This is a genomic window from Bradyrhizobium sp. STM 3809, from assembly GCF_000239795.1.
Taxonomy (GTDB): domain Bacteria; phylum Pseudomonadota; class Alphaproteobacteria; order Rhizobiales; family Xanthobacteraceae; genus Bradyrhizobium.
This window is the reverse complement of sequence record NZ_CAFJ01000020.1, coordinates 1-23,690: the sequence shown is the minus strand read 5'-3', so window position 1 is coordinate 23,690 and position 23,690 is coordinate 1. Positions and strand designations below refer to the sequence as shown.

General features: G+C 60.4%; 31 protein-coding genes and 1 tRNA gene. 10 read left to right on the top strand and 22 right to left on the bottom strand.

Going from position 1 to position 23,690, the window contains the following annotated elements:
* Positions 1-139 precede the first annotated feature (139 nt).
* On the bottom strand, positions 140-1,216 hold the full coding sequence (locus BRAS3809_RS01145; protein ID WP_139017288.1) for a hypothetical protein: 1,077 nt from the start codon (positions 1,214-1,216) through the stop codon (positions 140-142).
* 162 nt (positions 1,217-1,378) lie between these two features.
* On the opposite strand from BRAS3809_RS01145, the gene BRAS3809_RS01140 reads away from it, so the two are divergent.
* Both BRAS3809_RS01140 and BRAS3809_RS01135 read left to right on the top strand, forming a co-directional pair.
* Complete coding sequence (locus tag BRAS3809_RS01140) at positions 1,379-1,978, top strand: recombinase family protein (RefSeq protein ID WP_008960269.1); 600 nt, start codon at positions 1,379-1,381, stop codon at positions 1,976-1,978.
* Positions 1,979-1,981: 3 nt separating this feature from the next.
* Complete coding sequence (locus BRAS3809_RS01135; RefSeq protein ID WP_008960268.1) at positions 1,982-2,569, top strand: hypothetical protein; 588 nt, start codon at positions 1,982-1,984, stop codon at positions 2,567-2,569.
* A gap of 293 nt (positions 2,570-2,862) precedes the next feature.
* Here the strand turns inward: BRAS3809_RS01135 and BRAS3809_RS01130 are convergent, their stop codons facing one another.
* Positions 2,863-3,354, bottom strand: coding sequence for a hypothetical protein (locus BRAS3809_RS01130; RefSeq protein ID WP_008960267.1), 492 nt, complete (start codon positions 3,352-3,354; stop codon positions 2,863-2,865).
* Positions 3,355-3,382: 28 nt separating this feature from the next.
* Positions 3,383-3,931, bottom strand: a complete 549-nt coding sequence (locus BRAS3809_RS01125; RefSeq protein WP_139017287.1) for a helix-turn-helix domain-containing protein — start codon at positions 3,929-3,931, stop codon at positions 3,383-3,385.
* A 208-nt stretch (positions 3,932-4,139) separates the two neighbouring features.
* On the opposite strand from BRAS3809_RS01125, the gene BRAS3809_RS35620 reads away from it, so the two are divergent.
* Complete coding sequence (locus BRAS3809_RS35620) at positions 4,140-4,634, top strand: hypothetical protein (protein WP_008960265.1); 495 nt, start codon at positions 4,140-4,142, stop codon at positions 4,632-4,634.
* A gap of 156 nt (positions 4,635-4,790) precedes the next feature.
* Here the strand turns inward: BRAS3809_RS35620 and BRAS3809_RS36415 are convergent.
* From BRAS3809_RS36415 to BRAS3809_RS01115, 3 genes are all read right to left on the bottom strand, one after another.
* Positions 4,791-4,901, bottom strand: a tRNA-OTHER gene (locus BRAS3809_RS36415).
* A 6-nt stretch (positions 4,902-4,907) separates the two neighbouring features.
* On the bottom strand, positions 4,908-5,399 hold the full coding sequence (locus BRAS3809_RS01120; RefSeq protein WP_008960264.1) for a helix-turn-helix domain-containing protein: 492 nt from the start codon (positions 5,397-5,399) through the stop codon (positions 4,908-4,910).
* A 597-nt stretch (positions 5,400-5,996) separates the two neighbouring features.
* Positions 5,997-6,215 (bottom strand): hypothetical protein, encoded by a 219-nt coding sequence (locus tag BRAS3809_RS01115; protein ID WP_008960262.1) that lies wholly within the window; start codon positions 6,213-6,215, stop codon positions 5,997-5,999.
* 375 nt (positions 6,216-6,590) lie between these two features.
* Here BRAS3809_RS01115 and BRAS3809_RS01110 point away from each other — a divergent pair, with 375 nt between their 5' ends.
* Positions 6,591-7,223: a helix-turn-helix domain-containing protein gene (locus tag BRAS3809_RS01110; RefSeq protein WP_170323236.1), complete on the top strand. Its 633-nt coding sequence runs from the start codon at positions 6,591-6,593 to the stop codon at positions 7,221-7,223.
* A gap of 491 nt (positions 7,224-7,714) precedes the next feature.
* On the opposite strand, the gene BRAS3809_RS01105 is transcribed toward BRAS3809_RS01110, so the two are convergent.
* From BRAS3809_RS01105 to BRAS3809_RS01085, 5 genes are all read right to left on the bottom strand, one after another.
* Complete coding sequence (locus BRAS3809_RS01105) at positions 7,715-8,053, bottom strand: helix-turn-helix domain-containing protein (protein WP_035654840.1); 339 nt, start codon at positions 8,051-8,053, stop codon at positions 7,715-7,717.
* Positions 8,037-8,417, bottom strand: coding sequence for a type II toxin-antitoxin system RelE/ParE family toxin (locus BRAS3809_RS01100; RefSeq protein WP_008960259.1), 381 nt, complete (start codon positions 8,415-8,417; stop codon positions 8,037-8,039). The genes BRAS3809_RS01105 and BRAS3809_RS01100 overlap by 17 nt, the downstream gene beginning before the upstream one ends.
* 83 nt (positions 8,418-8,500) lie before the next feature.
* Positions 8,501-9,088 carry a hypothetical protein gene (locus BRAS3809_RS01095; RefSeq protein ID WP_240535573.1) on the bottom strand — a complete coding sequence of 196 codons (588 nt, stop codon included), beginning with the start codon at positions 9,086-9,088 and terminating at the stop codon, positions 8,501-8,503.
* A 216-nt stretch (positions 9,089-9,304) separates the two neighbouring features.
* Positions 9,305-9,694, bottom strand: coding sequence for a hypothetical protein (locus BRAS3809_RS01090; RefSeq protein ID WP_008960257.1), 390 nt, complete (start codon positions 9,692-9,694; stop codon positions 9,305-9,307).
* The gene (locus tag BRAS3809_RS01085) at positions 9,666-10,343 is read right to left on the bottom strand and encodes a nucleotide-binding protein (protein WP_008960256.1); all 678 of its coding nucleotides are present in this window, start codon (positions 10,341-10,343) and stop codon (positions 9,666-9,668) included. Before BRAS3809_RS01085 ends, BRAS3809_RS01090 begins: the two co-directional genes overlap by 29 nt.
* A gap of 266 nt (positions 10,344-10,609) precedes the next feature.
* Here BRAS3809_RS01085 and BRAS3809_RS01080 point away from each other — a divergent pair, with 266 nt between their 5' ends.
* Together BRAS3809_RS01080 and BRAS3809_RS01075 are read left to right on the top strand one after the other, a co-directional pair.
* Positions 10,610-10,798 carry a hypothetical protein gene (locus BRAS3809_RS01080; RefSeq protein WP_008960255.1) on the top strand — a complete coding sequence of 63 codons (189 nt, stop codon included), beginning with the start codon at positions 10,610-10,612 and terminating at the stop codon, positions 10,796-10,798.
* Positions 10,795-11,100, top strand: a complete 306-nt coding sequence (locus tag BRAS3809_RS01075; protein ID WP_035654838.1) for a hypothetical protein — start codon at positions 10,795-10,797, stop codon at positions 11,098-11,100. Before BRAS3809_RS01080 ends, BRAS3809_RS01075 begins: the two co-directional genes overlap by 4 nt.
* A gap of 493 nt (positions 11,101-11,593) precedes the next feature.
* On the opposite strand, the gene BRAS3809_RS01070 is transcribed toward BRAS3809_RS01075, so the two are convergent.
* Complete coding sequence (locus tag BRAS3809_RS01070) at positions 11,594-11,899, bottom strand: hypothetical protein (RefSeq protein WP_035654836.1); 306 nt, start codon at positions 11,897-11,899, stop codon at positions 11,594-11,596.
* Between the two features lie 467 nt (positions 11,900-12,366).
* On the opposite strand from BRAS3809_RS01070, the gene BRAS3809_RS01065 reads away from it, so the two are divergent.
* The 4 genes from BRAS3809_RS01065 to BRAS3809_RS01050 are packed head-to-tail and all read left to right on the top strand — an operon-like array spanning position 12,367 to position 16,800.
* Positions 12,367-12,741: a plasmid mobilization protein gene (locus BRAS3809_RS01065; protein ID WP_008960251.1), complete on the top strand. Its 375-nt coding sequence runs from the start codon at positions 12,367-12,369 to the stop codon at positions 12,739-12,741.
* Positions 12,742-12,770: 29 nt separating this feature from the next.
* Positions 12,771-13,067, top strand: coding sequence for a hypothetical protein (locus BRAS3809_RS01060; protein ID WP_139017285.1), 297 nt, complete (start codon positions 12,771-12,773; stop codon positions 13,065-13,067).
* A gap of 50 nt (positions 13,068-13,117) precedes the next feature.
* Positions 13,118-13,381 carry a hypothetical protein gene (locus BRAS3809_RS01055; RefSeq protein ID WP_139017284.1) on the top strand — a complete coding sequence of 88 codons (264 nt, stop codon included), beginning with the start codon at positions 13,118-13,120 and terminating at the stop codon, positions 13,379-13,381.
* Positions 13,378-16,800 carry an AAA family ATPase gene (locus BRAS3809_RS01050; protein WP_008960248.1) on the top strand — a complete coding sequence of 1,141 codons (3,423 nt, stop codon included), beginning with the start codon at positions 13,378-13,380 and terminating at the stop codon, positions 16,798-16,800. Before BRAS3809_RS01055 ends, BRAS3809_RS01050 begins: the two co-directional genes overlap by 4 nt.
* Before the next feature lie 71 nt (positions 16,801-16,871).
* Here the strand turns inward: BRAS3809_RS01050 and BRAS3809_RS01045 are convergent, their stop codons facing one another.
* The 10 genes from BRAS3809_RS01045 to BRAS3809_RS35605 all read right to left on the bottom strand — a co-directional run.
* Entirely contained in the window at positions 16,872-17,075 is a 204-nt protein-coding gene (locus BRAS3809_RS01045; protein WP_035654831.1) for a hypothetical protein, read from the bottom strand.
* 400 nt (positions 17,076-17,475) lie between these two features.
* Positions 17,476-17,733, bottom strand: a complete 258-nt coding sequence (locus BRAS3809_RS35615; protein WP_139017283.1) for a hypothetical protein — start codon at positions 17,731-17,733, stop codon at positions 17,476-17,478.
* Positions 17,730-18,047: a hypothetical protein gene (locus BRAS3809_RS01040; protein WP_008960246.1), complete on the bottom strand. Its 318-nt coding sequence runs from the start codon at positions 18,045-18,047 to the stop codon at positions 17,730-17,732. Before BRAS3809_RS01040 ends, BRAS3809_RS35615 begins: the two co-directional genes overlap by 4 nt.
* An 11-nt stretch (positions 18,048-18,058) precedes the next feature.
* Positions 18,059-18,385 carry a hypothetical protein gene (locus BRAS3809_RS01035; protein WP_008960245.1) on the bottom strand — a complete coding sequence of 109 codons (327 nt, stop codon included), beginning with the start codon at positions 18,383-18,385 and terminating at the stop codon, positions 18,059-18,061.
* A gap of 9 nt (positions 18,386-18,394) precedes the next feature.
* Positions 18,395-19,600, bottom strand: coding sequence for a hypothetical protein (locus BRAS3809_RS01030; protein ID WP_008960244.1), 1,206 nt, complete (start codon positions 19,598-19,600; stop codon positions 18,395-18,397).
* A complete protein-coding gene (locus BRAS3809_RS01025) occupies positions 19,597-21,075 on the bottom strand; it encodes a type IV secretory system conjugative DNA transfer family protein (protein ID WP_008960243.1) in 1,479 nt (492 codons plus the stop codon). Before BRAS3809_RS01025 ends, BRAS3809_RS01030 begins: the two co-directional genes overlap by 4 nt.
* Positions 21,076-21,089: 14 nt before the next feature.
* A complete protein-coding gene (locus BRAS3809_RS01020) occupies positions 21,090-21,404 on the bottom strand; it encodes a hypothetical protein (RefSeq protein WP_008960242.1) in 315 nt (104 codons plus the stop codon).
* Positions 21,405-21,419: 15 nt separating this feature from the next.
* Complete coding sequence (locus BRAS3809_RS01015) at positions 21,420-22,658, bottom strand: hypothetical protein (RefSeq protein WP_008960241.1); 1,239 nt, start codon at positions 22,656-22,658, stop codon at positions 21,420-21,422.
* Positions 22,655-23,215 carry a hypothetical protein gene (locus BRAS3809_RS35610; protein WP_008960240.1) on the bottom strand — a complete coding sequence of 187 codons (561 nt, stop codon included), beginning with the start codon at positions 23,213-23,215 and terminating at the stop codon, positions 22,655-22,657. The genes BRAS3809_RS01015 and BRAS3809_RS35610 overlap by 4 nt, the downstream gene beginning before the upstream one ends.
* The coding region (locus BRAS3809_RS35605) for a hypothetical protein (protein WP_210161089.1) at positions 23,212-23,690 on the bottom strand (479 nt) is incomplete at its 5' end. The genes BRAS3809_RS35605 and BRAS3809_RS35610, both read right to left, overlap by 4 nt.

The window sequence follows — 23,690 nt, the reverse complement described above, 5'->3', positions numbered from 1 at the left end:
GAGCAGGGCCGCGCGGACGAAAGCGCAGAAATGCGCGGCAGCCGCGTCAAAATATGAGGCGGCGTTCTCGCACTGTCAGGGACATGCGAAGCAATGTCAATAGTTCTCAGAAAATAAAGTCAAATGTTCTTGGAAAATATCAAACCTGCGACGGCCCGTATTTTCGCTTGAGATCACGCATTACAGATCGCGTGATTTTCAGCTTCTCCCGGTCGCTCGGGTCTTTGATGGCCCGCATGCGAGCCTCTGCGCCGGTTGGCACGTCGAGCCATTGAGGCAGTCCCTCAGGCGTCTTGCTGATTTTGACGTTAAGAGCGGAATAGAGACCGGGATCAGCCTTCGCGATTACATCGCGCGATAGACCTCGGTTCACCCATCTCCGATAGGTGATGTGCAGAAACTTGAAAGCGTTGGTGTGGTACGGCCAACCTCGCTTGTGGCGCTTGCTCCACGGATTCTTTTTGCCGTGCGCGATCACTTCCTTGATCTCATCGGGAGACAGGAGAGTGAAGGGCTTTTCGTCGATCAGGCGCGCGCTCGTGAGCTGAGCGGTCTCGCGGGCTAGCTCGCGAAATTCGTTTTCTGTTATGGCGGTCTCTGGCACGTCGTAATCGTCGCTAGGGGCGTCCTCATAGTTCGGAAAACCATAATATCGAAGGACATGCAGCTCGACAATACTTTCCTCAAAGTCGGGTGTCGGCGTATATCCGTCGTCCTTTTCGTCGCTGGTGACCGCCGTCTGTGGTTGCAATATCCAGTTGTTGAGAAGGTCTATCGCTAGTAGGCCAGCCGCTCGGGCCCGGAAATATAGGTCGCGATGGTCGTGGTTGTTGGGTTGAAGGCTTATTCGGTAACTGACGAGACGGGTTCTTGACGATCCTATGTCAGCGACGATTTCAAACTGACCACTTTCGTTTGTTATTATCCCCCAACTGAGGTTGGACAGTACGTTTCTTGAGTCAGTCGGGTTCCAATCGCGGTATTTGAGTTGGATGTCGTCTAGGGTCGAGGCGGCGTCGGCGTCGGTGAGTCTCTCCTCGAAACATCTCCTCAAGAGATATACGGCGGCATCGCGAGCGGTCTTGTTGCGCTCGGCCTTCTCACTCTGAAAGCGCTTAGTTAATTGACTGACGCGTGGAGCGCGCTCAGTGGAACGAGTGCGGCGGATCGGCGGTTCCGGCTCTTTGTTGTCGTCTATTCGTCGAGGACCAGTCACACCGTCGCCTGTCTGATTGGGATTATGGTCTGAGATTCCGCTCGATGCCGATCGGGTCAAGGTGCAGCAAGATGGTGCAAAATTTGATCTTTTTGCACTATTCAGTAAGTACTTGAATACGTTTGCGCTTGAAAGTGCAGAATCCTACGTGCAAAATAAAGCATGATTTTTGGCTATGCACGGGTATCGACGACCGGCCAGAGCCTCGATGCGCAAGTCGAGCAGTTGAAGGCGGCCGGGGCGGAACGGATTTTCAGCGAGACGGCGAGCGGAGCCATTGGCTCGCGCGACCAGTTGCGGCGGGTGATTGCCAAGCTCGACGCCGGAGACGTGCTTATCGTCACCAGGCTCGATCGCCTGGCGCGATCGACCCGGGACCTTCTCAACACCCTTGCCACCATCAGCAGCCGGAATGCCGCCTTTCGATCACTTGCGGAGACTTGGGCCGACACCACTACGCCGCACGGCCGTCTCATGGTCACGCTGTTGGCCGGTATCGCCGAGTTTGAGCGCGAGTTGATCCTAGAGCGCACGCGGGAGGGCACCAGGCGCGCGAAGGAAGCCGGTGTCCAGCTCGGTCGGAAACCGAAGCTCACCCACCATCAGCGCCGCGAAATTCTGGCGCGCGTCAGAGCGGGCGAGGAAAGTGATCAAGACATCGCGCGGTCCTACAACGTGAGCCGTTGGACGATCATGCGCCTTGCTCAAGAGGTCCGGCGCGAGCAACTCGACGCGCAGCAGCTTGCGGCTAAGATTGTTTAGGCGATGACAAAAGACAAACCAGTATGGATATCGACGCGCGAAACGCTGCGCTTTTTAAAGCCTATCCATAACAGCGACTATCTCACGCAACGGTTCATTTGCAAACGCGCGTATGCTGGCTTGCTTCGTGCGCGAGCCGAGTGCTTTTTGGTGGACGAAAAGAAAGAGTCGCGAGATGAGGAAATTCCCAAGGAGTTCTGGTGGGCCGAAGGTGAGGCCGCTTTGACGCAGGACTGGGCGACTGGCGATTTTGAGACCTACATAAAACAAGGCTTTGTGCGCCTGCAGGCCTTCGGCGTTTCATTCGCTTGGGAAGATTTCGAGCCCTGGATTCCCAATAGCGTTCCGATCGCCGATGAGGTCGGCGCGTCACTTCCTAAAGGAGGGCGGCCCCCGGCCGATTGGTGGGACGATTTATGGATTGAAATGTGCCGTCAGCTCTACGGCGGTCATTTGATTCCCGACAGGCAGGGCGACATCGAGAAAGCGATGCTGAGTTGGCTCGCGACCCGCGGTGAAAACCCCTCGACGAGCACCATTCGCGAGCGCGCCCGCAAGCTGTGGCATGCAATCAAGCCGGGCGAAAAATAGCTTTTCGCCCTTTTCCGTCTGTTCTCGGCCGACGCGGAGTGCTCCCACTACTATCCTCTCCACATGAGGTGCGTTGAGGTCAGTCCTAATGTGATCACATTAGGCGGCTTCGCACAGTGGAGGTCCTATGACGGGTCACTTGTCAATTGAGGTTCTGGGGATTCTACGGGGGGCGGCCGACGGTCCTTTGGCGATTGGCGTCCTGACGCTTCTCGCCTTGGCCGTCACTAAGCGACTGTGGTGGTGGTCCAGCCGCCGTTGACCCTAGAGGATCAACGGCTCATAGCACTCTCCTATCCTTGCAAAAGCCGGATAGCGAGGTCCCATATTCTGGTTCCGAAGTTCAAAGCAATGCGATCTGCCAGCAGCCCCACTGTAATCGCGGCTAGGATATAGTTTAAGGTGCGGCTGAACCTGAGGACGCGGCGGTTTTTCAGTCGGTAGCCTGCCCTCGTCGAGCTCAGATCGGTTTCGGCCTTCATCAATTTCTTATTCAGATCACTTTCTATTTCCGTCAACTTCTTCTGAAGGCGCTGATTCTCCTCCTCAAGCTCGGAGTTTTCCTCCAGCATGGTTTCGTAGAAGCCAGCGATTTCTCGCTCCGCTTGCTGGAAGACCTTTGCGTCGCGGATCGCCTGGTCCAACCGGATGGCGTCCCTCACCTTCGAGAAAGCTTCCGGTTCAACGACGTTGTGATTCCCGACAGAAGCTTCATCCGTAGCCAGCCTCTCGGGATTTTCAGCTTCCGGCGTGTCAGAACTTCCCTTTCTGGAATTGTCGGACATTTGCGGATGATCCTTCTGATCATGACGACTACGATGAAAGTGCAGCTTCTAGGATGACGTTCTCGAGGCCTTTTTGAATGTCATCTGCTGAGGCATTTCTTTTCACTCGTGAGACAAGTCGGGCGGCAAGCTTAGAGAGTTGGTCTGGCTTGGGCTTAATACCTTTATCTCGGAAGTAGCGCGCCACCGCTTCGGTACATTCTTCGTGGAAGCGATCGTCAGTTTCGGCGATGCCTTCGTCCAAGTTAGCGAAAGAGTGAGCAATTTGTTTTGGGAGTTGCTTCAGAATTTCTTCTTCTAAGTTGACGTTACAAAACTCGCAGAAGATTAGGATGTAGTTGGCCGTCCACGGGTGTGTGTCGTCTGTCTTCAGGAGCTTGCTGACAGCGCTTTGACTCGTAGAGAGGGCGGCGGCTAGCTGCGCTTGAGTAAGGCCCTTAGTCGCTTTTACTCTCTCCCAAATGCGGCTCATCTCTAGTTTGACGAGTTTTATTATCCGCGGGCTGTACAGGGTCTCTGGTGCGTCTAGGTCCATCCTTTTCCTTTGAAGAGGTGGCGGTTTTACAGCCTGTGACATGCTTATTCCTTTCTGATGCTGGGAATACGAGATATTTCGCTGCGCTATTTGCGCCATAGAATCCTATATTTGATTGGCAGACCTTAGTATGCCAGGAATAAAAACTATTCACAGCGAAATTTTGGTTGACACGGTAGGTGTCTGCACCTATGTGTATTCCCGGAATAAAAACTATGCCTTAAACAGATGGGAATATAGGAGTAAGCTGATGCACAAGACCTTCCTTGTCAGTGTTGCCCTGATCGCCTCGCTGAGCGGTCCCGCTTTTGCCGATTACAGGGCACCGGCTGGTACGTTGATCGATTCCTCGAGGCTCGGTCACTCATTGCCGCCGCCGCCGGTTTATACCCCCCCGCCGCGGCCCGCTTCCCCGCCGCCCGCTCCGCATGTCGATCTTCGTCCGCTGCCGCCCCCTCCGCCGCCGCCAGCTTACGCTCGTCCGCTGCCGCCCCCGCCGCCGCCGCCCGCGCCGGCGCGAGTGGAGCCCACTGTGCAGCTGGCGCCGCCCAGCCAGGTCACCGTGGGGGCGGATATCCGCGCGAGCGACAAGGTGACGATCAGCCCTTCGGTGACGGGCACGCCGCCGCTGCCGAACGGCACCCCGAGCCTTGATGGCGGTGGCATTAGCGTTCGCGTGGGGCCGAAGCCTTCTGGCGGCCTGGATGGCACCACTCCGCAGGTTACGGACGAAAATCATCGATAAGAGTTCGACTGGAACAACGGAATCACCCCCGGAGGAGGTCTTCTCCGGGGGTAATCCGTCGCTGAGGAGGCTGATCCCGAGGCCGCTCAGGCGGGGCTTACCTTTCAAGCGCCGCGCCCGGGATGAATAGAGGACTCGCCACAAATGGATTATTAGGCACGGCGGCAGGACTTGAACCTGCATCTCCCCGCCCCTATCCTCCCGAGTGCTTACTCTACAGGGGGATAGTAGAAAGGCGGGCGCTCTCTCCAGTTGAGCTACGCCGCGAAGCTGCTAGGCGGCGGTGGAGGCGGCTTCGGCCTTCTCCACCCGCTTATCCTTGAATTTCTTGGCAGCCGTCATGGCGGGCTCGATCTCCTTGAGCTTCGCCGTCAGACCGTTCAGCTTATAAGCGCTAGTCGTCTGCGCCTTCTTTCCTCGATATCGAGCCTCCCTCTCAACGAGACCCGCCTCCTCCAACTCATCGAAGTAGCGGAACAAGGAGCGAGGGCTTTTATTCATCCGCTGCGCGATACGCTTGATGGAGGGGTGCGGAGGCTCGTTCGCATCCCACCAATGCAACAGCAGCTGCATAAGCACGTTAAACGCAGTCGGGCTGATCTTAAGGTGCGCCTGACCTTGCAGCATCAGGTTGGGCACAAGTGTGTATCCGTGCGCCATGACGGCTTTGCCGTACTTGGCCTCGGCGCGCCGCTTGTCTTTCGCAGAGAGCGAAGGAAGCGGAAGGGCGACAACCTCGCCTGTGGTTTTGCTGGTGTCCGTCATGCGCACAACTATGGCGCTGCGCCGGTTCTCCAACAAGGGTTGGGGGCCATAAACCCCCTGTCAAATCTGGCACCGACCCCTGCGTATGCTGCGTAATGCACGATACGATGGGTACTATGGGACAATGTATTTCTTCGTGCGAAGGTTCTGACACCCTCCCCATGCCAATTCTGGCACCGGACCCCCCTGTCAAATCTGACAGGCCTAAAATTTCCGTAGGCGCTCGGAGGCTCAATCTTGCTCAATACGATGCTACGGGCAAGCTGCCCTTGCATTTAGTTCGCCGCGATTTCGGCCCCTGTCGTGATCGAGTGCGTTGCTCAGAACTCCGGTTTTCTATCGATCAAGACGAGCAGGCGCAGCTTGATCGGCGGTGCGTTGCGGCGCGCTCTCATGTGGAGACATTTCGCAACCAGAGGCCGGGACGATCCCGGCTGACGCCGAATGCGAACGGAGAATCGACGTGTCCAATCGATCTGATCTGTACGACCGCGTTTTGAGTGCCGTCAAAGTGCTGATCGAGTTGTTTGGGGTCTTGGTGAGCGCCGCGCTCGCAGGCCGGGCGCTCGGCTGGTGGTAGTAGAGCCGCACGCCCGGTTAGGCGTGTACGGAATTCGATCGTCCGTTGAAGGCATCTTCCCATCGTAGGAGCGTCTCGGCTTCGTCGAGTTGCTCCACGGTGTAGCCTTCGAGCTCGTCGGCGGGCGGTCCGAACAGTTGCTCACACTTCAGCATGACGCGCATAGCTTGCGTGTAGGTCGCCGATTTCGGCTTGCTTTCTCTGACGAGCTTTCCGTGTCGGACCTTGTAGGACATGCGCGGATGTTGATCCGATTTGCGGAGTCGGCTCAAGGGGTTGTGCTTGTTCTGTCCGCGGAACGGTAATTCGCTTCACGAATCAGGGCCAAGTCTGGCAGGATTCAAAGTTAACGCGCGTCATGGTGACGAGCGTGTTTCAACCTTCGGAGATCGAAGCGCGAAAATGAAAAACCCGCCACAGAGGGCGGGTCTTTAAAATCGGCCGCGATTTGGGAGATCACGCGGAAAATTTAGTAGCCTGGCAGCACTGAATTTCCCCCAAATCGCTGGCATCCGTCAAGTGGAAACTGACCGTTTCTGCTGATGGAGGCGTTTGTGCCGATTTCATGGGCCTTTCCTGCGGCGGGTCGAACCCTCGACCAAGGAAGACCCATGCTCTCATTGACAGTTCCCGCCTCTAATCGGGCGAATCAGACACGGCCGCGCCGCGAAAAGTGTTTCGGTGATGGCCGACCGCAGCCGCTCGATCGCAACGGCAAGGTGCGCGTCATGACCCGCGCGCGCGCGCTGATGCGCCGTGCCGAGACCGGCAAGCACTATGGGGCGATCACTGCGAAGGCGTTCGCCGTTCTCGAGGTTTTGGTGTGGGGTTTCCACAACGCCCGCAGCGGGGTCTGTATCCCCTCTTATGAGACCATTGCCGAGCGCGCGGGGTGCGCTCGCTCGACCGTCGCCGAGGCGATCAGGATGCTTGAGGACGCCGGGCTGGTGTCTTGGGTTCATCGCGTGGTGCGCGTTCGGGATTGGGGTCCTGACCTGTTTGGCCGGGCTATGAACCGATTGCGCGTCATCCGCACGAGCAACAGCTACTTTTTCCGTGATCCCGGAGTTGCTGTTTGCCGCCCCGATATTGGGAAATCTTCTAAGTCCGAAATTCCGTTAGGAACCTCGATTCAAGATTCTATTTCTAAGCCGCGCATGGTGGATGTGAGCAGTTTAGACCCCGATTTCCTCATCGCGCTCGGAAAACTTGGCAAGGCAGTGAGAGAAAGCGGAGCGCGCTAAAGCGCGCACTCTATTTTTTTGACGATGCGGCGGCGCCGGATTCCGGCCCGATACATGGTCATGCGCGGAAAGACCGGCAGGCTTAGCGATGAAAGAGACCGGGGCGAAGTCTGCCCGTGATCTTAGACGCCTGTGGGCTTGGATATGGTGGCGCTGGGCGCGTTATTCGGGACCGGCTGCGATCGTCGGTCATCCACAATCTAGGCCGCTGTACGGGCTTCCCGGGGGGATCGTTGCGGGGGCCTTTCCCTTGCTTCGAGACAATCACGGTGCTCGAAGCCGTCAAGAGGTGGGTCCTCGCCATGCTCGCTGCGCTGCGCGTGGCTCCGGTCCCGCCGCGGTGCGTCGCTCGTGACCGCTTCTGTGCGCCGTGATAACCGGAAAGCGTCGGGACGAAGGGCGTCAGAGTGTTGCGCCTTGGCGGCGCAATCGCCCCGCCTCCGGCGGGTCGAACAAAGGGCTGTACGAAGCAGACTAGGCAGATCAGCGAGTCAGAGGATGGCCTCGATACCCTTGCGCTGAATGACGTTGAGCAGCACCAGCGTCGGACCTTTCGGAGGGACCGCGCCTGTTTCGAGCTTCGAGACATGCCCGACTGTCAGGTGCAGATAATCGGCAAAGACCGCCTGACTGAGCTTTGCCTTTTCGCGAATGGCGCGGATTTGTTTCCCGGTCAGCGGCTTTGCGATCTCGCGGGCCGTGTCGCCGAGATGCCGCTTGGTGATTTTGTCATAGTCGGCTTTGGGCATGATGCCGCTGTCATGCATCCCCTTTGCCATTTCGAGCAATTCAGCCGTTAGCCGCTCATTCCCCTTAGTTGTCCTTGCCATTTCGCACCTCGATTAAAAGTCCGTTTCTGATTGCCGCCGCGATCTGCTGCGGGGTTGCCTGTAGCCACATGACCGAGGCTTCCCGCAGGGTCTTCAGTTGCTTCGAGTCAATGTTGTCGCGCTCGTTCTTTGCAAATCCAAACAGGAAAACCGATCGATCGCCCGATCGAAAAGCGATCAGCATCCGATAGCCGCCACTCTTACCTTCGCCGGGTCGGGCTACCCGGAGCTTGATGAGGCCGGAGCCGAGCTCGGCATCGACAAGGCCGCGTTGCGCTTGGTCGATAGCTTTGACGAGCGTTTCGTCGCTGATGCGCTCACTCTTTGTGAATTGCGCGACCTTTTCGAGCTTGTAGATTTTCACGTTTCCCCCTGCATATAAACTATAGTTTTTAAGAGGGGATTGCAAGCAAAATCGTACCTGCGAGCCGGAGGCCGGGCCGGACTTTACGCGGCTGAGGCTGATCGCGCCGGTGTGGAGCCAGCAAAGCGGCGACGTTTCGCGTCATATCCGGCGGCGTCGCGAGCGGATCGGTTGAGCGAGGGGCTGACCCCTGCCCGCTTGCCCCAAAATTCACCTTGGTCGCCGTGCTGGTCGTGCAGCGCTGTCAGGTGGAAATGCTCGATGAAAGCCGGATCACAGCCTTTGCAGATGTAGTTTGCGAGCGACTTGTAGGGTCCGCCTGGCTCGATCAGCTGCACGTTGAGATCATGCGGCCGTGACTGCTGCGTCTTGCCGATCCACTTGGGCAGCTTTTGCAGGAACTCGGCGCGTAGTGACGGCGGCACCCGCAGGACCCAATTGACGTGCGGGTTGCCGGGAGCCTCGAAGGTGAAGGCGTACATTGGCGGCAGCTTCACGCCGAGCTTGCGCGCCCTGTAGTTCAGCCAATCGCGGTATTTGTGGCGGATTGCCTCGAAGATAGTCGCGGCAGCGTGGGCGTCCGTCTCGATGAGGTTGATGACTGCATAGACGTTGAACGGAATCCCGCGTGCGCGGGCGTAGTCGAAGGCGCGCATGATGTTCTGCACCATCTTGCGGCTGATGTGCTCTGTCCCTCTCAACATTTTGGGTATGTCGCGGCCACTTATACTAAATCAGGTGTTGCGCTCGAATCGGCTCGATGTCCGGTGCGAGAACAAAGGGGCAACCTTGATCGGTTGTAAAGGGGACACGGCTCGCCCAGCCGACTTTTCCCCCTTAACCGGGGGACGGGTCAGTCGGAGCGGTAGTGCTATAGCGCTATAGTGCTACGATTTGGCTTTCTTGTACTCGGCTAGGCTTGGAAAGCCGTATTTTTTCAGGACCATATCGACGCCCTGCATGATCACGTCGTGCGGCTTACGGTCCTCGGTGTTGGCGATCTCGCGGATTTTCCGGTAGGCGACTTTCGGGATGTAAATGCTCGTGTGCTGGACGTCGGAGCGCTTTTTGGCGCGGCTGGAGCTGCGTGGCGGTGCAGCCGGTGCGTGGACGACGGCCGGGGCCGGTTGCGCGGGGATCGAGGGCGGAGCCGCCGGAGGAGTGTGGGCGGCGGGTTCGTTGAGGGGAACGACGTTCGAGGTCGCCGCGTCGTTCGCAGGCGCAGCCGCATCGTCGAGAAACAGGGTATCAATAACCGACGGCCGCTTGCGTGACATGCATTCCTCTCAGTTGTTTTTCGATCCAGGTCCAAAGGGCGACGGTTTCTGATGCCGCCTTCCCTTCGGGCGCATATTCCGTGACGCCCAGGCCCGCTGCAATCGCGTCCTGAAAATCGGCCCGCGTTGTCATCATCGGGTCCGCCAGGACGCCGAGCATTTTGAGGCCCTGTGCGGCTTCGAGCGCGCGCGTGCTCTTGGGTGTCGGCGGGCATTGGTTGAGGACGAAAGAGACCTTCTTACCCATCCGCATGACGGCGCGGAAGGTTGCGCCGGTCGCCTCGATGTCGAGCCGCGACGGGCGGGCGGGCATGAGGCACATGTCGGCGCACTGCATGGCGATGCGAGCCGTGGCGTTATCGACGCCCGCCGTGTCGAGGATTGCCACGGTGAAACCCTTGCGGCCGAGCGCCTCGATGATGGCCGGGAGTTCCTTCAGCCGGTTTTCTGGGAACCGCTCGACTGTCAGATTGTCGAAGCTTGGGCCGGTGCCGGAGCGCCGCTCGCCCCAGGAACCGAGTGAGCCTTGAGGGTCGAGATCGAAGGCGATCACCTTCTCGCCAGCCGCCGCCGCTGCGACGGCCGTGCATGCCGCGATGGTGGTTTTACCCGCCCCGCCCTTTTGCGTGACGAACGCGATGGAAAGCATCGGGAGGTCTCCGAAAGAATCAGTAGCACTATAATGCTACCACACCATAGCGCTGCAACACCATAGCATTGTAAAGCTACAGCGTTGTGATGTCGTAACGCTATGACACTAAAGTGCTACAACGCTATAGCGCTGTAGCTTTACGATTGTCGTTTCGGAGCGCATAAACGAATCGGCTCAATCACAAGTCTAGGATTTTGTTAGCGAAACTTAAATACTGAGTTGGTAGTGTAATAATACCTGCAACTTTTTGAGGTTTTAAGATCATGAGCAAGCCAAAATACTTCGCGTACAATGTTCGAAATTATCAAGGCAAGGAAGAGAAGGATCAGGCGTCTTGGACAAAGGTCGGCGTGGCGTTCGAGCACAAGGACGGCAAGGGTTTTGATGTTGTGCTTGAAGCTTTCCCGGTCGAAGGACGCATCACGATCCGCGAGCCGCGCGAGAAGAAGTGAGCCAGCTTTTCCGGGAGACGGGTGTGGGTCGCTGGCTGCTGGAGGTGGTGGACGAGGCGGGTGACAGGGTCCTGTCGAGTTCGCAGCACGAGAGTTTCCGGGCAGCGGTGCGGGCGATCCTTGCCGCGGAATTGTGGTCGGCGGATATGGTCTTGCCGTTCGAGTTCCTCGCCGATCCGCGCGCCGACAGCGACGCGGCGGCAACGAGCAAGGCGCATTTTCGCAGCGCGCGGGCGGTCTATCGGGTGGACTTGATGCCGCCGGATCGAGACGAGGCCCCGCCGCATCCGCTGCTCTTCTAGCCTCTCGAGCGGAATTCCATTAAGTTGCTGATTTTTCACAAATTTTTGCTAAGCGATATTTCTATCGGCTATCCCTTACTTGTTTTTTCAGCCCTTTTGTTCGACGCAGGCCGCAGGCCAAGGCGAAGATTCTGCGGAGACGCCCTTCCGTCCCGACGCCTTCCGAACGTCACGGCGCGCAGAAGCGGTCAAAAGCGCCGCAGGCGGGACCGGAGCCACGCGCAGCGCAGCGAGCATGGCGAGGACCCACCTTTTGACGGGTTCGAGCACCGTGATTGGCTGGCGGCAAAGGGATGGAGGCCGCATGGGGAACGGGACTGCCGGGCGGGGTCGGGCTCGCGGCCGGTTTCATGGCCGAGGGCGGCTGGTGGCCGCTTGCTGGCCGGGCAGGGCTGGCCGATGGCCGCGCGGCCGTTTTGGTGGCCATGGAAGCGGCTGGCGAGGATTTCTCGGGTGTTCCGGGGGGTGGTCGCGGCCTGGCGAGTGGCCGGGGCTATGGCCGCTTCACGAAGAGGGGCTCAGGTGGCCGGTCAGACGCGCCGAGGGCGGCCGGTGGCCGCTGGGCGGCTGTGGCCGCATCCTGGCGCTTGCGGCGGGCCGGGGCGCGGTAGTCGCGGCGCTGGGCGCGCACCAGGCGCTCGACGGCGATTTGGTCGCGGATGGCCTCATGCAGGAAGCGGCGGCTTTGGGCCTGCTCTGGCGGCAGGGTTTTGAGGTAGTCGAGGTCAGCGCCCCGGCTCACGGCCATGCGGCAGCGGTCCGAGCAGGTTTCCCGGTCAAAGCGGGTGCTCGGCTTCATCCAGTTGCGGCGACCACAGCGCCGACAAGGCCGCGTCAGGTCTTTCATAAATCATTGAAATATCATGCTTGTTACGGAAGGCACAAGGTTTCACGGCGTGACGCATTGATCTGCAAGGCTTTTTGCCACGCGCGCTCTACAGCCGAATGTCTGTCTCCGAGCGCAGACGAGCCGATCACGCATGCAGATCAATGGGATAGCGAGAATGTGGATCAGTGACCCACACCTATCCGTGAAACATTCCAGGCCGTGAAACATCGATCAGCAATCGGCTAGCCGACCCTATTTTTTCATAGCTTTTTTCTGTCACCAGCTTCCCTGCAGGACCATCTGACCAAGCCTTCTTAACCAGTTCTTCAGTCAAGTTTTAGAAAATAAGCAAGATAGTTTATTCCCTTGGAATAAGGTCTATCTTGCGCTACCCTGAAAGGGTGGCGAGCGAGAGAAACCCGGGAGCGCAGACGCCGATGGCGAGGCTCAGGAAGGATCATCAGGGCGAGCGACGCACCGCGAGCATCACGGTGCAGTTGACGCCTCAGGAGCGCGCCCGCGTCACCGAGCGCGCGGGCAAACGTGGCGGCCTGTCGGAGTATGTCCGGCGGCGGCTGCTATCCCGCGAGAGCGCTGCCGAGCTCGAGTCGCAGACGGAAGCGGCGGCATTCGATCGCAAAGAGGTGCGCGCGTTGGTCGTGCAGCTTCAGCGCATCGGGACCAATCTTAACCAGCTCGCGGCGCACGCCAACGAGGCCCGGCTCGCCGGAAAGCCGTTGCCGTCGCATGGCCAGATTGAGGAATGCTTGGGCGATGTCAAAGTCGCGCTGGCGAGGGCAATCGCCCTTTGACGGAGGAGACGACAATAGGAGGGAAGGCGGTGAACGATGTATCGAAAATGACCATGGAGCGGGTCCGGTATCACAGCATCATCGATGCGTTTTTTGAGACGATCATCGATCTCGAAACGGACGACTATGGGCGCGAGGAAATCTTGCGTGCGGCGACCGACTTTTTTGCGCTCTACACGCATTTCGATGGCGGCCAATACATCGCGATCGAGAAGCTTCAGAAGCGGGCGGAGGAGTACAAAAACAAGACCTTCCCGACCAATCGCGAAGAGGGCTGGAAATATCGCTGGTATAACGATCTTCATTTGCCGGATCGCGAGTACTGAGGGGCGCGCGGATGGCCCCGAGATCGCATAGGGAGGCCGTTGAGGCGTTCTTGCGCGAGCGGCACATTCCGACGCGCCGCCAGGCGAAACGCCTGTACGTGGCTGGCGTCAAGCCGTGGAGCGGCTGCGCGGCCTATTTTGAGTTCGAGGATTCCACGGACCTGGATGCGACGGACTGGAAGGCGCGCGGCGGGCTTTGGGCGGGTTGCCATCTTCGCGTGGTGCCGTTGAAGGGACAGCGCGACTGGGATTATTGCCGCCGCGTCGAGGCGGAGATCGCGAGACTGTTGACGGCTGGGGAGGTTTCCCCGTGATCCCGAAGATTCTGAAAGGCCAGGGGTTGAGCGGGCTTGTCTGGTACGGGGCGGGCCGCGACCGCAACACCGGCAAGTTGACAGCGACGAGCAATCGCTCGGAGCTCTTGGGCGGCAACATGCGCGGCTTTGGCTTCGAGGTCAAAGACGAGAAGGATGTCGAGCTCGCGCGTTGCATCATGGAATGGGCGGCATTGCCCGAGAACCAGGCCAGCCGGACTAAGCCGTGCGTCAAGGACGCCGAGCATATCATCCTGTCATGGGCGAAGGGCCAGACGCCGGACCGCGCCGAGAAGATCGAGGCGTGCGAGGGGATTCTTGACGCGCTCGGCATGGCGAACGCGCGGGCGCTGTATTTTGCTCATCACGACACCGATCATGTGCACGTCCACATCATCGCGAGCCGGATCGATCCTGAGACTGGCAAGACCTATTCGGCTTTCGAGGATCGACACAAGGCGATTGCCTGGTCTTTGAAGTGGGAGCGGGAGCGGAACCAGATCACGGCCGAGCGCGAGGAGACACATCGCATGGTCGATGCGTTTCGCGCGAAGGATTTCGAGGCGGCGCGTGCGCTGTTGACGGAGAAGGAAGCGACCTTCGAGCGGCGCGACGTTGAGCGTTATCTTGCATGGGCTGATTATCACGGCGAGGAGCGCAATGCGTTGCGAAGCAGTTTCCTTGGCGAGCGCGAGGTGGTGGCGCTTCGCGAGGAGGCTGAAGGGCCGGTCAAGGCGTATACGACGCGCGAGGTGCTCGCCGAGGAACGGGGCATCATGGAGCATGCTCGCGCGTTGCGCGATCGCAGCGGCTTCGCCTTGAAGCCGGAGACGATCGAGGCGATGGCGAAGAAATACACGCTGTCCGACGAGCAGCGGAGGGCGCTCGCTCACATCGGCGGTGATGAGGGCTTTGCGATCATTGCGGGACAGGCGGGCACCGGCAAGAGCCGGGTCCTGCAGGCGGCGCGCGAAGGCTGGGAGTTGCAGGGCAACCAGGTGCGCGGCCTGGCCTTCACAAACAAGGTCGTCGCCAATCTGCGGCGTGACGGGTTTACGGCGCAGACCCTCAGCCGTGAGAGCAAGATTGTTGCCGCCGATCCGCAGACCTGGCGGGCGGGTACTGTTCTCATGGTCGATGAAATGGCGATGCTGTCGCACAAGAACCTTGAGCAGCTCTTGCGCGATGCCCGCGATCACGATGTGAAGATTATCAATGTGGGTGATGATCGTCAGCTCGGGAGCATTGACCGCGGTGGCATGTTCACGGTGTTGCGCGAGGAGTTCGGCGCTGCCGAGATCACTGAGGTCCGCCGCGTCAGCGATGCGGACCAGAAGCGGGCTTTCGGCCTAATGCATGGCGGCAAGGGTGAACGTGACTTTGAATCGGCCCTGAAAATCTTCGAGGAGAAGGGCGCGATCCATTGGGGCGCTAACCGTGGCGATGCGGTCCGCAAGCTTGGCGCGAAATACATCGCCGATATTGAGGCTGCGCCTGACAAGCGGCGGTTGATGTTGGCGATGACGAATGAGGAGGTTCAGGCCCTCAACCTGTTCGCTCGAAATCTGCATAGGGAGCGCGGCGAACTTGGCGAGGATCATGCATTATTGACCGCTAAGGGCGAGGGGTTGTTTGCGAGCGGTGACCGCATCGTGGTAACGGGCCGCGCGCCGAGCCGCGCTGCGACTGATGCAGGTTTGGTCAATGGCGCGTTTGGTCGTCTCGACGAGATCACCTTGACGCCCGAGGGTAAGCGCGAAATTACCTTGACGCTCGACGGATCGAAGGACGGGCAGAAGGCGCGTTTCCGGTTTGTGGTTGGGGATAATCGCGAGGCGGGCGAATTCAACGCTTTCGCTCACGGTTACGCTTCGACGGTTTACAAGAGCCAGGGCGACACGCTGGATCAGGTCTATGATCTGCATTCGCCGGTAGGTCGCGCGAACTCGAATTATGTCGCCAAGACCCGCCACGCCCAGGACTATAACCTGTTCGTGGCGCAGGATCAGACCAAAGATTTTGATGAGCTTGTGCGACAGACCTCGCGCGGCGGCGACAAGATCGCGGCGACGAGTTATCGCTATCAGGGACACGGTTTTGACGAAGCGGCCGAGAACGTCACGAGGCCGCCGGAGGAGGACGCGAGCGCTATGCCGCCGGGAGCCTCGACGCCGCTCCGTGATGTGAAGATGTATCCCGGTTTTATCCGTGAGGTGCTTCGGGATGCGGCCAGCATTTACAGCCTGACATCGCCGGAGGTGGAGGAGCAACATCAGCCGGAGCTGAAACGCCCGAGGATCGCTGACCCGTTGCCGGACCCGGTGCAGTTTGCGCGTGAGCCGTCGCTTGGCAATGTGATCGATCTCGGAGCGGCGCAGAAGAAGGCGGGTAAGACCGTGACCGCGTTGCGTGAGGTGTTCAAGGAAGCCGAGAACGGAAAAGCCTATGTCGAAGCTTTGCGCGAGCGCGGCTTTTACCTGGCCGGGGTCGATGGGCTCGATGCGCGCGAGAGCGAGCAGCGCCGCGAGGATGCGAAAGAGGTGAAAGGCGCGCGGGTACAACCGCTGTTGAAGGAGGGTGGGCTCGTCGCGATCAATCGCTACGGCACGATTTATCAGGTCAATGCTTATATGACCGGGGCGAAGATTGCTGACATCGAGGCGAAGCTCGCCGATGTGGACCGTGCCGCTTTGCCGAATGTCAAAGATGCGTATGCGCTCGCCCGCGCGGATGCTGCCGAGCGCGCCGCAGAAGCGGCGCTCCGCCGGGATCCGCAGCTTGGGTCCTTTGTCCGATTTATGGATCAAGTTGAGAAGGAACACGGTCAGGCCGCGCAGCCGAAGCCAGTCAATCAGAACCAGGCTGTTGTCGAGTGGCGTAGGGAAGTGGCGGAGGCCCGAGCGCGGCTCACGCATGATCAGCCCTTCATCGATCCTAGCCAGACATTGCGGAGCGATGCCGCGCGTGAGGAACGCGCAGCGGCCATGGACGTCAGCCGTCTTGGTAAAGCCGGGCATGCTTTCCGAGGCGCGGCCGCCGCAGGCAAGCAGGCAGCGGCAGGAATGGCGCGCGTTTTGGATGGCGTCGCAAAGTGGGCATCGGCCGGACCGGAATTTCTGGCTTCCGCCTTCGAGAGCATCGGTTTGTCGCCAAAGCACCGCGCTTTCAACCGGGCGAAAGAGGAGATGATCCGCGAGGCTGCGCCGAGCCGCAGGGAGATCGCTGAGGCCGAGCGCGCGGCGGCGCACAAGGAGAGCGTGGCGCGTGATCAAGAGCAGAAAACGCAGCGCGCACAGGACCCGCAGGCGCAACGCTACGCAGACGCCGCGCGACGGATGGAGCAATTCCTCGATTCCGAGCGCGAGCAGGGCGATGAGGGCCGGACCATCTCGCGTGACCGAGGTAGCGGCTCGCGATAATCGGCCAGGCGCAGGGGCAGCGCCAGGCCGGGAGCCGAAGCCCCGCGCTGAAAGGCGCGGGTTCCTTGGGATCAGAAGCCGACAATTTTCGACAAATGCCGGACATCGAACGCGCGGCCAGGCGCAGCGCGATCGGGCGGCATTCCGGGATTGTGCTGCTGACGTTTGTCGTCGTGCGACGCGTTCGGGTCCGTTGCATGTTGAGCGCGCGGCCTGGCCTGATGCGATGCGCCTTGAATTGCAGGCGTGTCGATCGCTTGCGGCGCGTCGCGCATGGGAAGTGAAATGGTGGAAAGTGCTGAGCGGCGAGGAGGCGCGTGAGAAGTGCCGAGAGGCGCGGGCCGCGCATCGACGGTCCATGTTCCGCAGATCGAAAAAACCCTCCAAGGGTCCGGGCTCAGGATCGCGTTGAGCGTGGTCCTTTCCCTTGCTATGAGGCAATCACGGTGCTCGAAGCCGTCAAGAGGTGGGTCCTCGCCATGCTCGCGCAAGAGCGCTGCGCGTGGCTCCGGTCCCGCCCGCGGCGCTCTTGACCGCTCCTGCGCGCCGTGATGCGCTGGAAAGCGTCGGGACGAAGGGCGTCAGAGTGTTGCGCCTGGCGGCGCAATCGACCCGCCTCCGGCGGATCGAACAAAGGGCTGCATCAAGTAGGCCAGCGCAGATCGGCGAGTCCGGCTATGGGGCGGCGTGTTGATGATAGGCGGCTTCAGCCGCGCGTTTCGCTTTCGAGAATGTGGCTTCATATCCTGCGGCCAGACGAAGATTTGAGCGCCGTCCGCCGAACAATTCCCAGCCGAAGCGCTCTGGAGTGAGTGCCGTTGCAGGCTGATGAAAGGCGACGAGTTCGAAGCCTTCCACGCGCGCGACTTCGGCGCGCAGCGATGATTTATCCCGAGCGTCGCGAAGCCACAGAAAGACAATGTTGCTCGTCACGGTGCGAGACGCTGACCGCAAGGACGATCCGCAAGGCGGCGCTGGCGCAGCCAGCAAACGTCATTTTTAGCGCGAGCGTCGGCTGAGAGTTCGAGGAAGCGGACCACGGCCATGAGACCGGCGGCGCGCGTGATCTCGCTTGTGTCCGGTTGATCGATCAGGCCCGCGAGCAGACGCGCCCGCTGACTGCCGAGGATGCGATGCACTTCGAGCCAGGCGAGTTCTGCGAGATCGTTGATTGAGGGCGAACAGGCCGCCGCGGTCATCGCGGCATCTATCGCAGCATCGGCTTTGACTTCGATGGCGTTGCTCATGTTCGGTATTCTCAAAATGGAATGTCGTCGTCGTTAATTTCATCGGGATTGGGAGGATCGAGAGGCAGATCGAGTTGCGCAGGGTCGGCGAAACTGCGGAGCATGATTGTGGTTTCGTACAGGAGCGAGTAGCCGTCTCCATACAGAGGCAGTCGCGACATGATGGCTTCTGCCAGGCTGTGAGCTATCTGGCGTTGCTGTTCCTCAATCGAACCAAGCGGACCGCGGAAGTTGGTAGGAGCCTCGCGCAGTAGCTGGCGAACGATGCAGCCAATCTCAGCATCGCCGTTCGGGAAGTTGAGCGTACTAATGATGTCGGCGATGGTCTCAGAGTTCATGGCGTGCCCTCACAGAAGGGGCGGGAATTCGTCCCGGTGCGTGCGCCAGGTGGCGGCAGCGAACATCAGCAGAATCCCGCTCAGGGCAGGCGCGAGCGTCAGGCCGAAGATGCGGATTTGCTGGATAGCGTTCGGCGCGACGTTGAGAGCGCCGAGCGTCATGAGGGTGAACAGCCGCGCGGCCATGTCCGCGCCGGGATCAGCCGCAGAGAAGGCGGGGAGCTTTGCGAAGGCATCTTCAGCGGCGGATATTTGCGCGTCGAGTTTGTCGCGGCGATCCGCGTCAGCCTTGGCTTGGCGCAGCGCATTGATTGCGGAGCATTCTTTGCCGGAGATGGTGACGGAGGTACAGCCGATCGATGCTTTCCAATTGGCGGCGGGGACTTTCGGCTGCTCTTGCTGTATGGCAGCAGCGATGGCATCAGGTGAGCGGGTCTCACTGATGCGGGCGCGGTCGGCGCGCATTTGTTCGAGCTTAGCGCGCAGCGCGGCGCTTTCTTGCGTCGCTTTGGCGCGTTGCTCGATGTTGTCGCCGATATTGGTTGCCGCGAAGCTACTCGCGGCAATCAGTGTCATCGTGAGCATCCCAAACCAGATCGGCCAGGCGAGCAGGGCGCTCGACCGTTTGCGCTGTGTCCAGAGATGGCTCGCGACGGTCGGGAGGATAATCGTGAAGACATCGATCAATCCGAACAGCACCGACATGACATCGGCGGTGATCGCGCTCGATGCGCCCCAGCTTTGAGCGAATACGATATTGACGATCAGGCCGACGCCGCCGAGCGTGATTGCGGCAAGGCCGAGCGCCAGGCCGAGCGCACGGATTGGAAAATCCGGCACCGATGCGGGCAGTGCGGTCGAGCGCTTCTGATCTGGCGCGTTGCTCGAAGCCGTTGAAGGCTCCGGTTGCGGATCGAGAAATGCTGTGAGCGGGACGCGCTGCATCGGCTCGACGGCCGAGCTTGCGGTAGGAGGCTTTCGCGCCGGCGCTCTCCGTTTCTGTCCGCCGGCGGCATCGCCGGCGGAGCTCGCCGGTGGGATCGATTTTCCAGCCTGGTGACGCGCGATGAAGCGGCGGACTTTGGATCGTGACCAGTTCCATTCATGCGCGAGATGCGTTGCATTCAGCGCTTCGCCGGTCAGTGCGGCGAGGCGATTGAGAGCCTCGCTTTCCGAGAGCGGCGTCGATTGCACAACATGCAGAGATTTGGTCATGGCGTCACCTTGAGAGAGAGGCGGCGGGTGAGTTCTTCGAGATTGCGGCGGCGGTCCGCGCGTGAAGACGGCGGCGGAGTTGGTCCGGTTGACGAGGGTCCGCGCGTGGCTTGTCCGTCCTCAGCAGGCTTGCGCTCGATGTGGTAGGGGTTGGGGTCGAGCGAGCCGCACCACGGCAATTGCCAGTAGCCAGGCGCGTGCGTGAGGAACGGCCAGGAGACACCCTCGACGAAATTGATGAGAGTGCGTGGCGGCAACCGCATGAGGTCCTCGGGATGCAGGACCGGGTAACCCTGTTGCGTGTCGTGGAGATCAGTCTCCGCCTGGCCGGGCTTCGCGTTGATGGTGTTCATGCGAGCCGTCAGCTTGCCGATCAGCTTCGAGAGATATTCGGCGGTCCCCCAATCCTGAGGCGCGTAGGAGGAAAGGACGCCCCGCGCGGCAAGGAATTTCTCGAATTCCTTGCCGTAGATCGCCTGTATCTGGCTCAGCGATTGCCACACGGTCATGATGTCGAAGCCGTAACCGCGGCTGATGCCGAGCGCCGTTGCGAGCGGTTCCAGAAAGCCGAGTTGGCCCACTTCATTGAGGATCAGCAGCGGGCGCGGGCCGGAGCCGGGGCCGCTGCTCATCAGGTCATGCAGCGCGCAGCCGACAACCAGGCGCAGCCACAGCGATGCGGTCGAGAGTTCGGTCGCGGGCAGGATGATGTAGCAAGTCACCAGCTCGCGTTTCAGATCAGTGAAGTCGAAGCCGGGTCCGTCCAGATCGGCGGAGATCGCCGGATCGCTCAGGATCGACTGTTGTCCGATGGTGGTGCTGATAACATCGATTACGCTCTTGTTCAGCGTGAGAAATCGATTGGTGTGCTCGCTGATGCGCCGATCGCCGTGCGCGCTCATATCAACGAGCGTCTTGTAGAGGCCGACCGGCTCGCCATTCTCGATGCTGAAGGGCTCAGCCATCATGCGGCGAACGTGCGTGAGGCTCGCGTTGTCGCCGTGCTTGATCCGCGCCCACATCGTCAATCCGGCGGTAAGCGCCTTGCCGCCTACCGCGAAGAATGCCTCGTTGCCGTCCTGCTTTACCAGCCCGTCGCCGAAACGCATCGCGATGCGGCTGAAATCATCAGATGCAGGATCGAAGCGTTTGCTTTTGAGCGGATTGAGGCCGCGCGAGCGCAAATGCGGGTGCGTGTCGGCGAGGAGTCGATAGGGATTGATCGCGATGCAGCGGGAAAACCGCGCGCGGTGCCGCCAGGTTGTTGCGGCCGTCTCGCCCTTGACATCGACGACAAAGACCGAGCGCCGTAGATGCGCGATATTGGGAACAATCAGCCCGGTATCCTTGCCGGAGCCGGGCGGACCGAACAGGATCGAGTTGAGTTGCCCGGCGCGCCCGTTCACCATGTAGTGCACGGGCGTTGCGCGCTTGTCGTTCGTGAGGCCGAGAAAGAGCGCTTCATCGCGAGGCATGGTTGGCGCTCCCTTCAGATAAGGCCGGAGCGACGGAGATCGTCGCGGGTCCCGAGGCGTGATCGTCCGGGCGCGTCAGAAGTGCGGGCGGGAATGATGCCGGGCAGCGCTTCGCAAATGCGCGAGAGGCCGAACCCAGCAACGACGAGAGCAAGGATTACGACGACGAGGGTTGCGGCGCTGGATTGCAGCATGCCGAACCATAGGCCGATGTAGATGAGCAGCAGCGACGCGCCGCAGATCGTCAGGCCGAGAAGCATGTGAGCGAGCGCGATCGAAATGCGCTTGACCGTCACATAGATGCGGAACACGGCACGCAGGAAATTCATCGGCGATGTCCTCGATCAGGTGAGCCAGTGGGGACCGACCAGGCCGAGCAGCCGCGCGAGCGCGTTGCGGGCCTCATTAATGTTGTCCGTCCCAGTGATCAGAGAGAGCAGCTTGACGGCTTGCGCGCGGGCGGAGCCGGTGAGATCGTGCGGCAGCACGGCGAGCCATTCAAAATCGCGGTGCCGGTTTAGTTTTCTGAGCGCAGAGCGCGCGGCGGCATCGGACTTTGATGACAAGAGGCCGAGCATGCAGCGCACGTCTGCCCAGGCTTTATCCCGCCCCTTGACGATGCGCGCAGCTTCGATGTCGGCATAAAGGCTCCTGATGCGTTCGACCTCATCGAATTCGGCGAGGGCAGTTGCGGCGTACTTTTCGCTGACCTGTCGGAGGTGATCGATCCGCCAGCGCGTGAACAGCGGAATCCGGTAGCCTGATGCCTCGACCCGCTCCGCTTGGTCCTCGATGCGGACAGCCCAATCGTGCAGCCGCGTGATGCGATCTTGTCGCCGCCGTATCTCAGCCGCGAACCTGGCGGGACGCATGCGTTCGTAGCGCTTCCATTCGGCTTGTCGTTTGCGTTCGGCGTCCGCCGCTTCGATATCGGCATATGTTTTGACGATCGCCGCGCGCATGCGCTGTGCTGCGAGGATCATTCGCTGTTCGATGGTGTGCGCCCAATAGGCATGGATCACGACCGCCTGGCGGAGCGCGAGCACAGAGACGACCAGGCCGAAGGTCGCCAGGGTGATTTCGGAATAGATTGCGTATGGTCCGTTGAACAGGTCGCCGGAAAGGCCATTCAGTTGAGCGATTCCGACTGTGGTTTCCTGCGGCGCAGCGCTGAGGTCCGCGCGATTCTGGTGAGCAGGGACCGGCGCGGGGACAGCAGGACTGGCGGGTTTTTCAGGCGCGGACGTGGCCGGTGCGTCGGCGGGCGGCTGTGGCGGCGGCAGAGCGTCAGCTTTGGGGGCAGCTTTCGGCTTCTGCGGGCGCGGCGTATTGCAGTCGCGCCACTGGCCGCCGCCGCGCGGATATGGCGTCGGGTGCCAGCATTGCACATCGATCAGATTGTAAAAGGCGGGTTGATCGATGCCGCCGAGATCGGTTTGAACACTGCGGCCGTGATCGCTTCGCGCCGTGCATGGACCCTGAAGCCAGTTTGAGCCGATGCCGCCGGTCAGCTTGCAAGGCGAGACCTTCGCGGCTTTGTGCCAGGCATAGGCGGGGTGTCGCGGATCATCGAGATAGATCATCGTTGAGGACCTTTCAGGAGACGCGGGCGGGGAGCGTTGAGGAGAGGCGTTGAGCTTGACGGCAATCGCGCACGGGGCGCGTCGCTCGCGTGGCCGTCGATCGTTGTGAGGGTTTCCGACAGCGGTCCGGCGCATCCGCATTGAGGGGCGCAGCGAAAGTGATTGCCGTTGATGCCGCCGCAGCAGGCGAAGTGATCCCGCGCACACTTGATCGGACTGCCTTGGAAGGCAGCGCCGCAATGCGGGCAGTTGATCGCGCTGAAGTCGAAATCCGCGAGATCGAAAGTCTCGATGCTCGACGGTCTGTTGCTGTCGCCATCTGCCGGAATGATCGTGCTGTGAAAGGTGCAGAGGCCGGAATAGCGATTACGGCGGTACCGCAACACGAAGGGCTTGCCGGTCATTGAGCAGATGATCGCGAGATCGATCCGACCGCGTGGCCCCGGCAAAGCAGGAGCCACAGAGCTAGTCGTGGTCTTTGTGAGCGCCGGAAGTCGCGGCGTATCGCTCAGCGTAGCGTCTGCGATGCGCAGCAGGGCTTTCACGAGGATGCTCACGAGCGCCCCCGCAACCCGAGCCGGTCACACCAGCCGGGGCAGGAATCCACGTCGCGACGCGAGTTCGCGCACTGCAATCCATGGTCAAAGCGACACTCTGCAATTCGCACTGAAGCGCCGCAACCGGGGCAGCGGATGTCAGACAGCCGCAGCATGTTCGGCACGTAGAGGCCGCGATCGGTAGGTTTTTCGTCCGTGTCTATTTTCGGCCTGGCCGTCTGCATGACGAACTGCATCGCCCGCGCATTGAAGCGAAAGTCAGCGCGGTAGGTTTGCCAGTGCTGGCGGCATTGCAGATCGACAGACAGGCGGCGTCGCGTTTTCGGGGTCAGCGCCGCGCGTGAGAGGGGCGCGGGCAGTTGCACTTGCTTCGGCTGGAATTCGGGCAGCCGGAAGGGTTCGCCGACATGCGGCGGCGTAGCTCTCTCTTTCACCGTGAAGCTCCTATGAGCCGGTGTTGATGTGGCTGGGGATC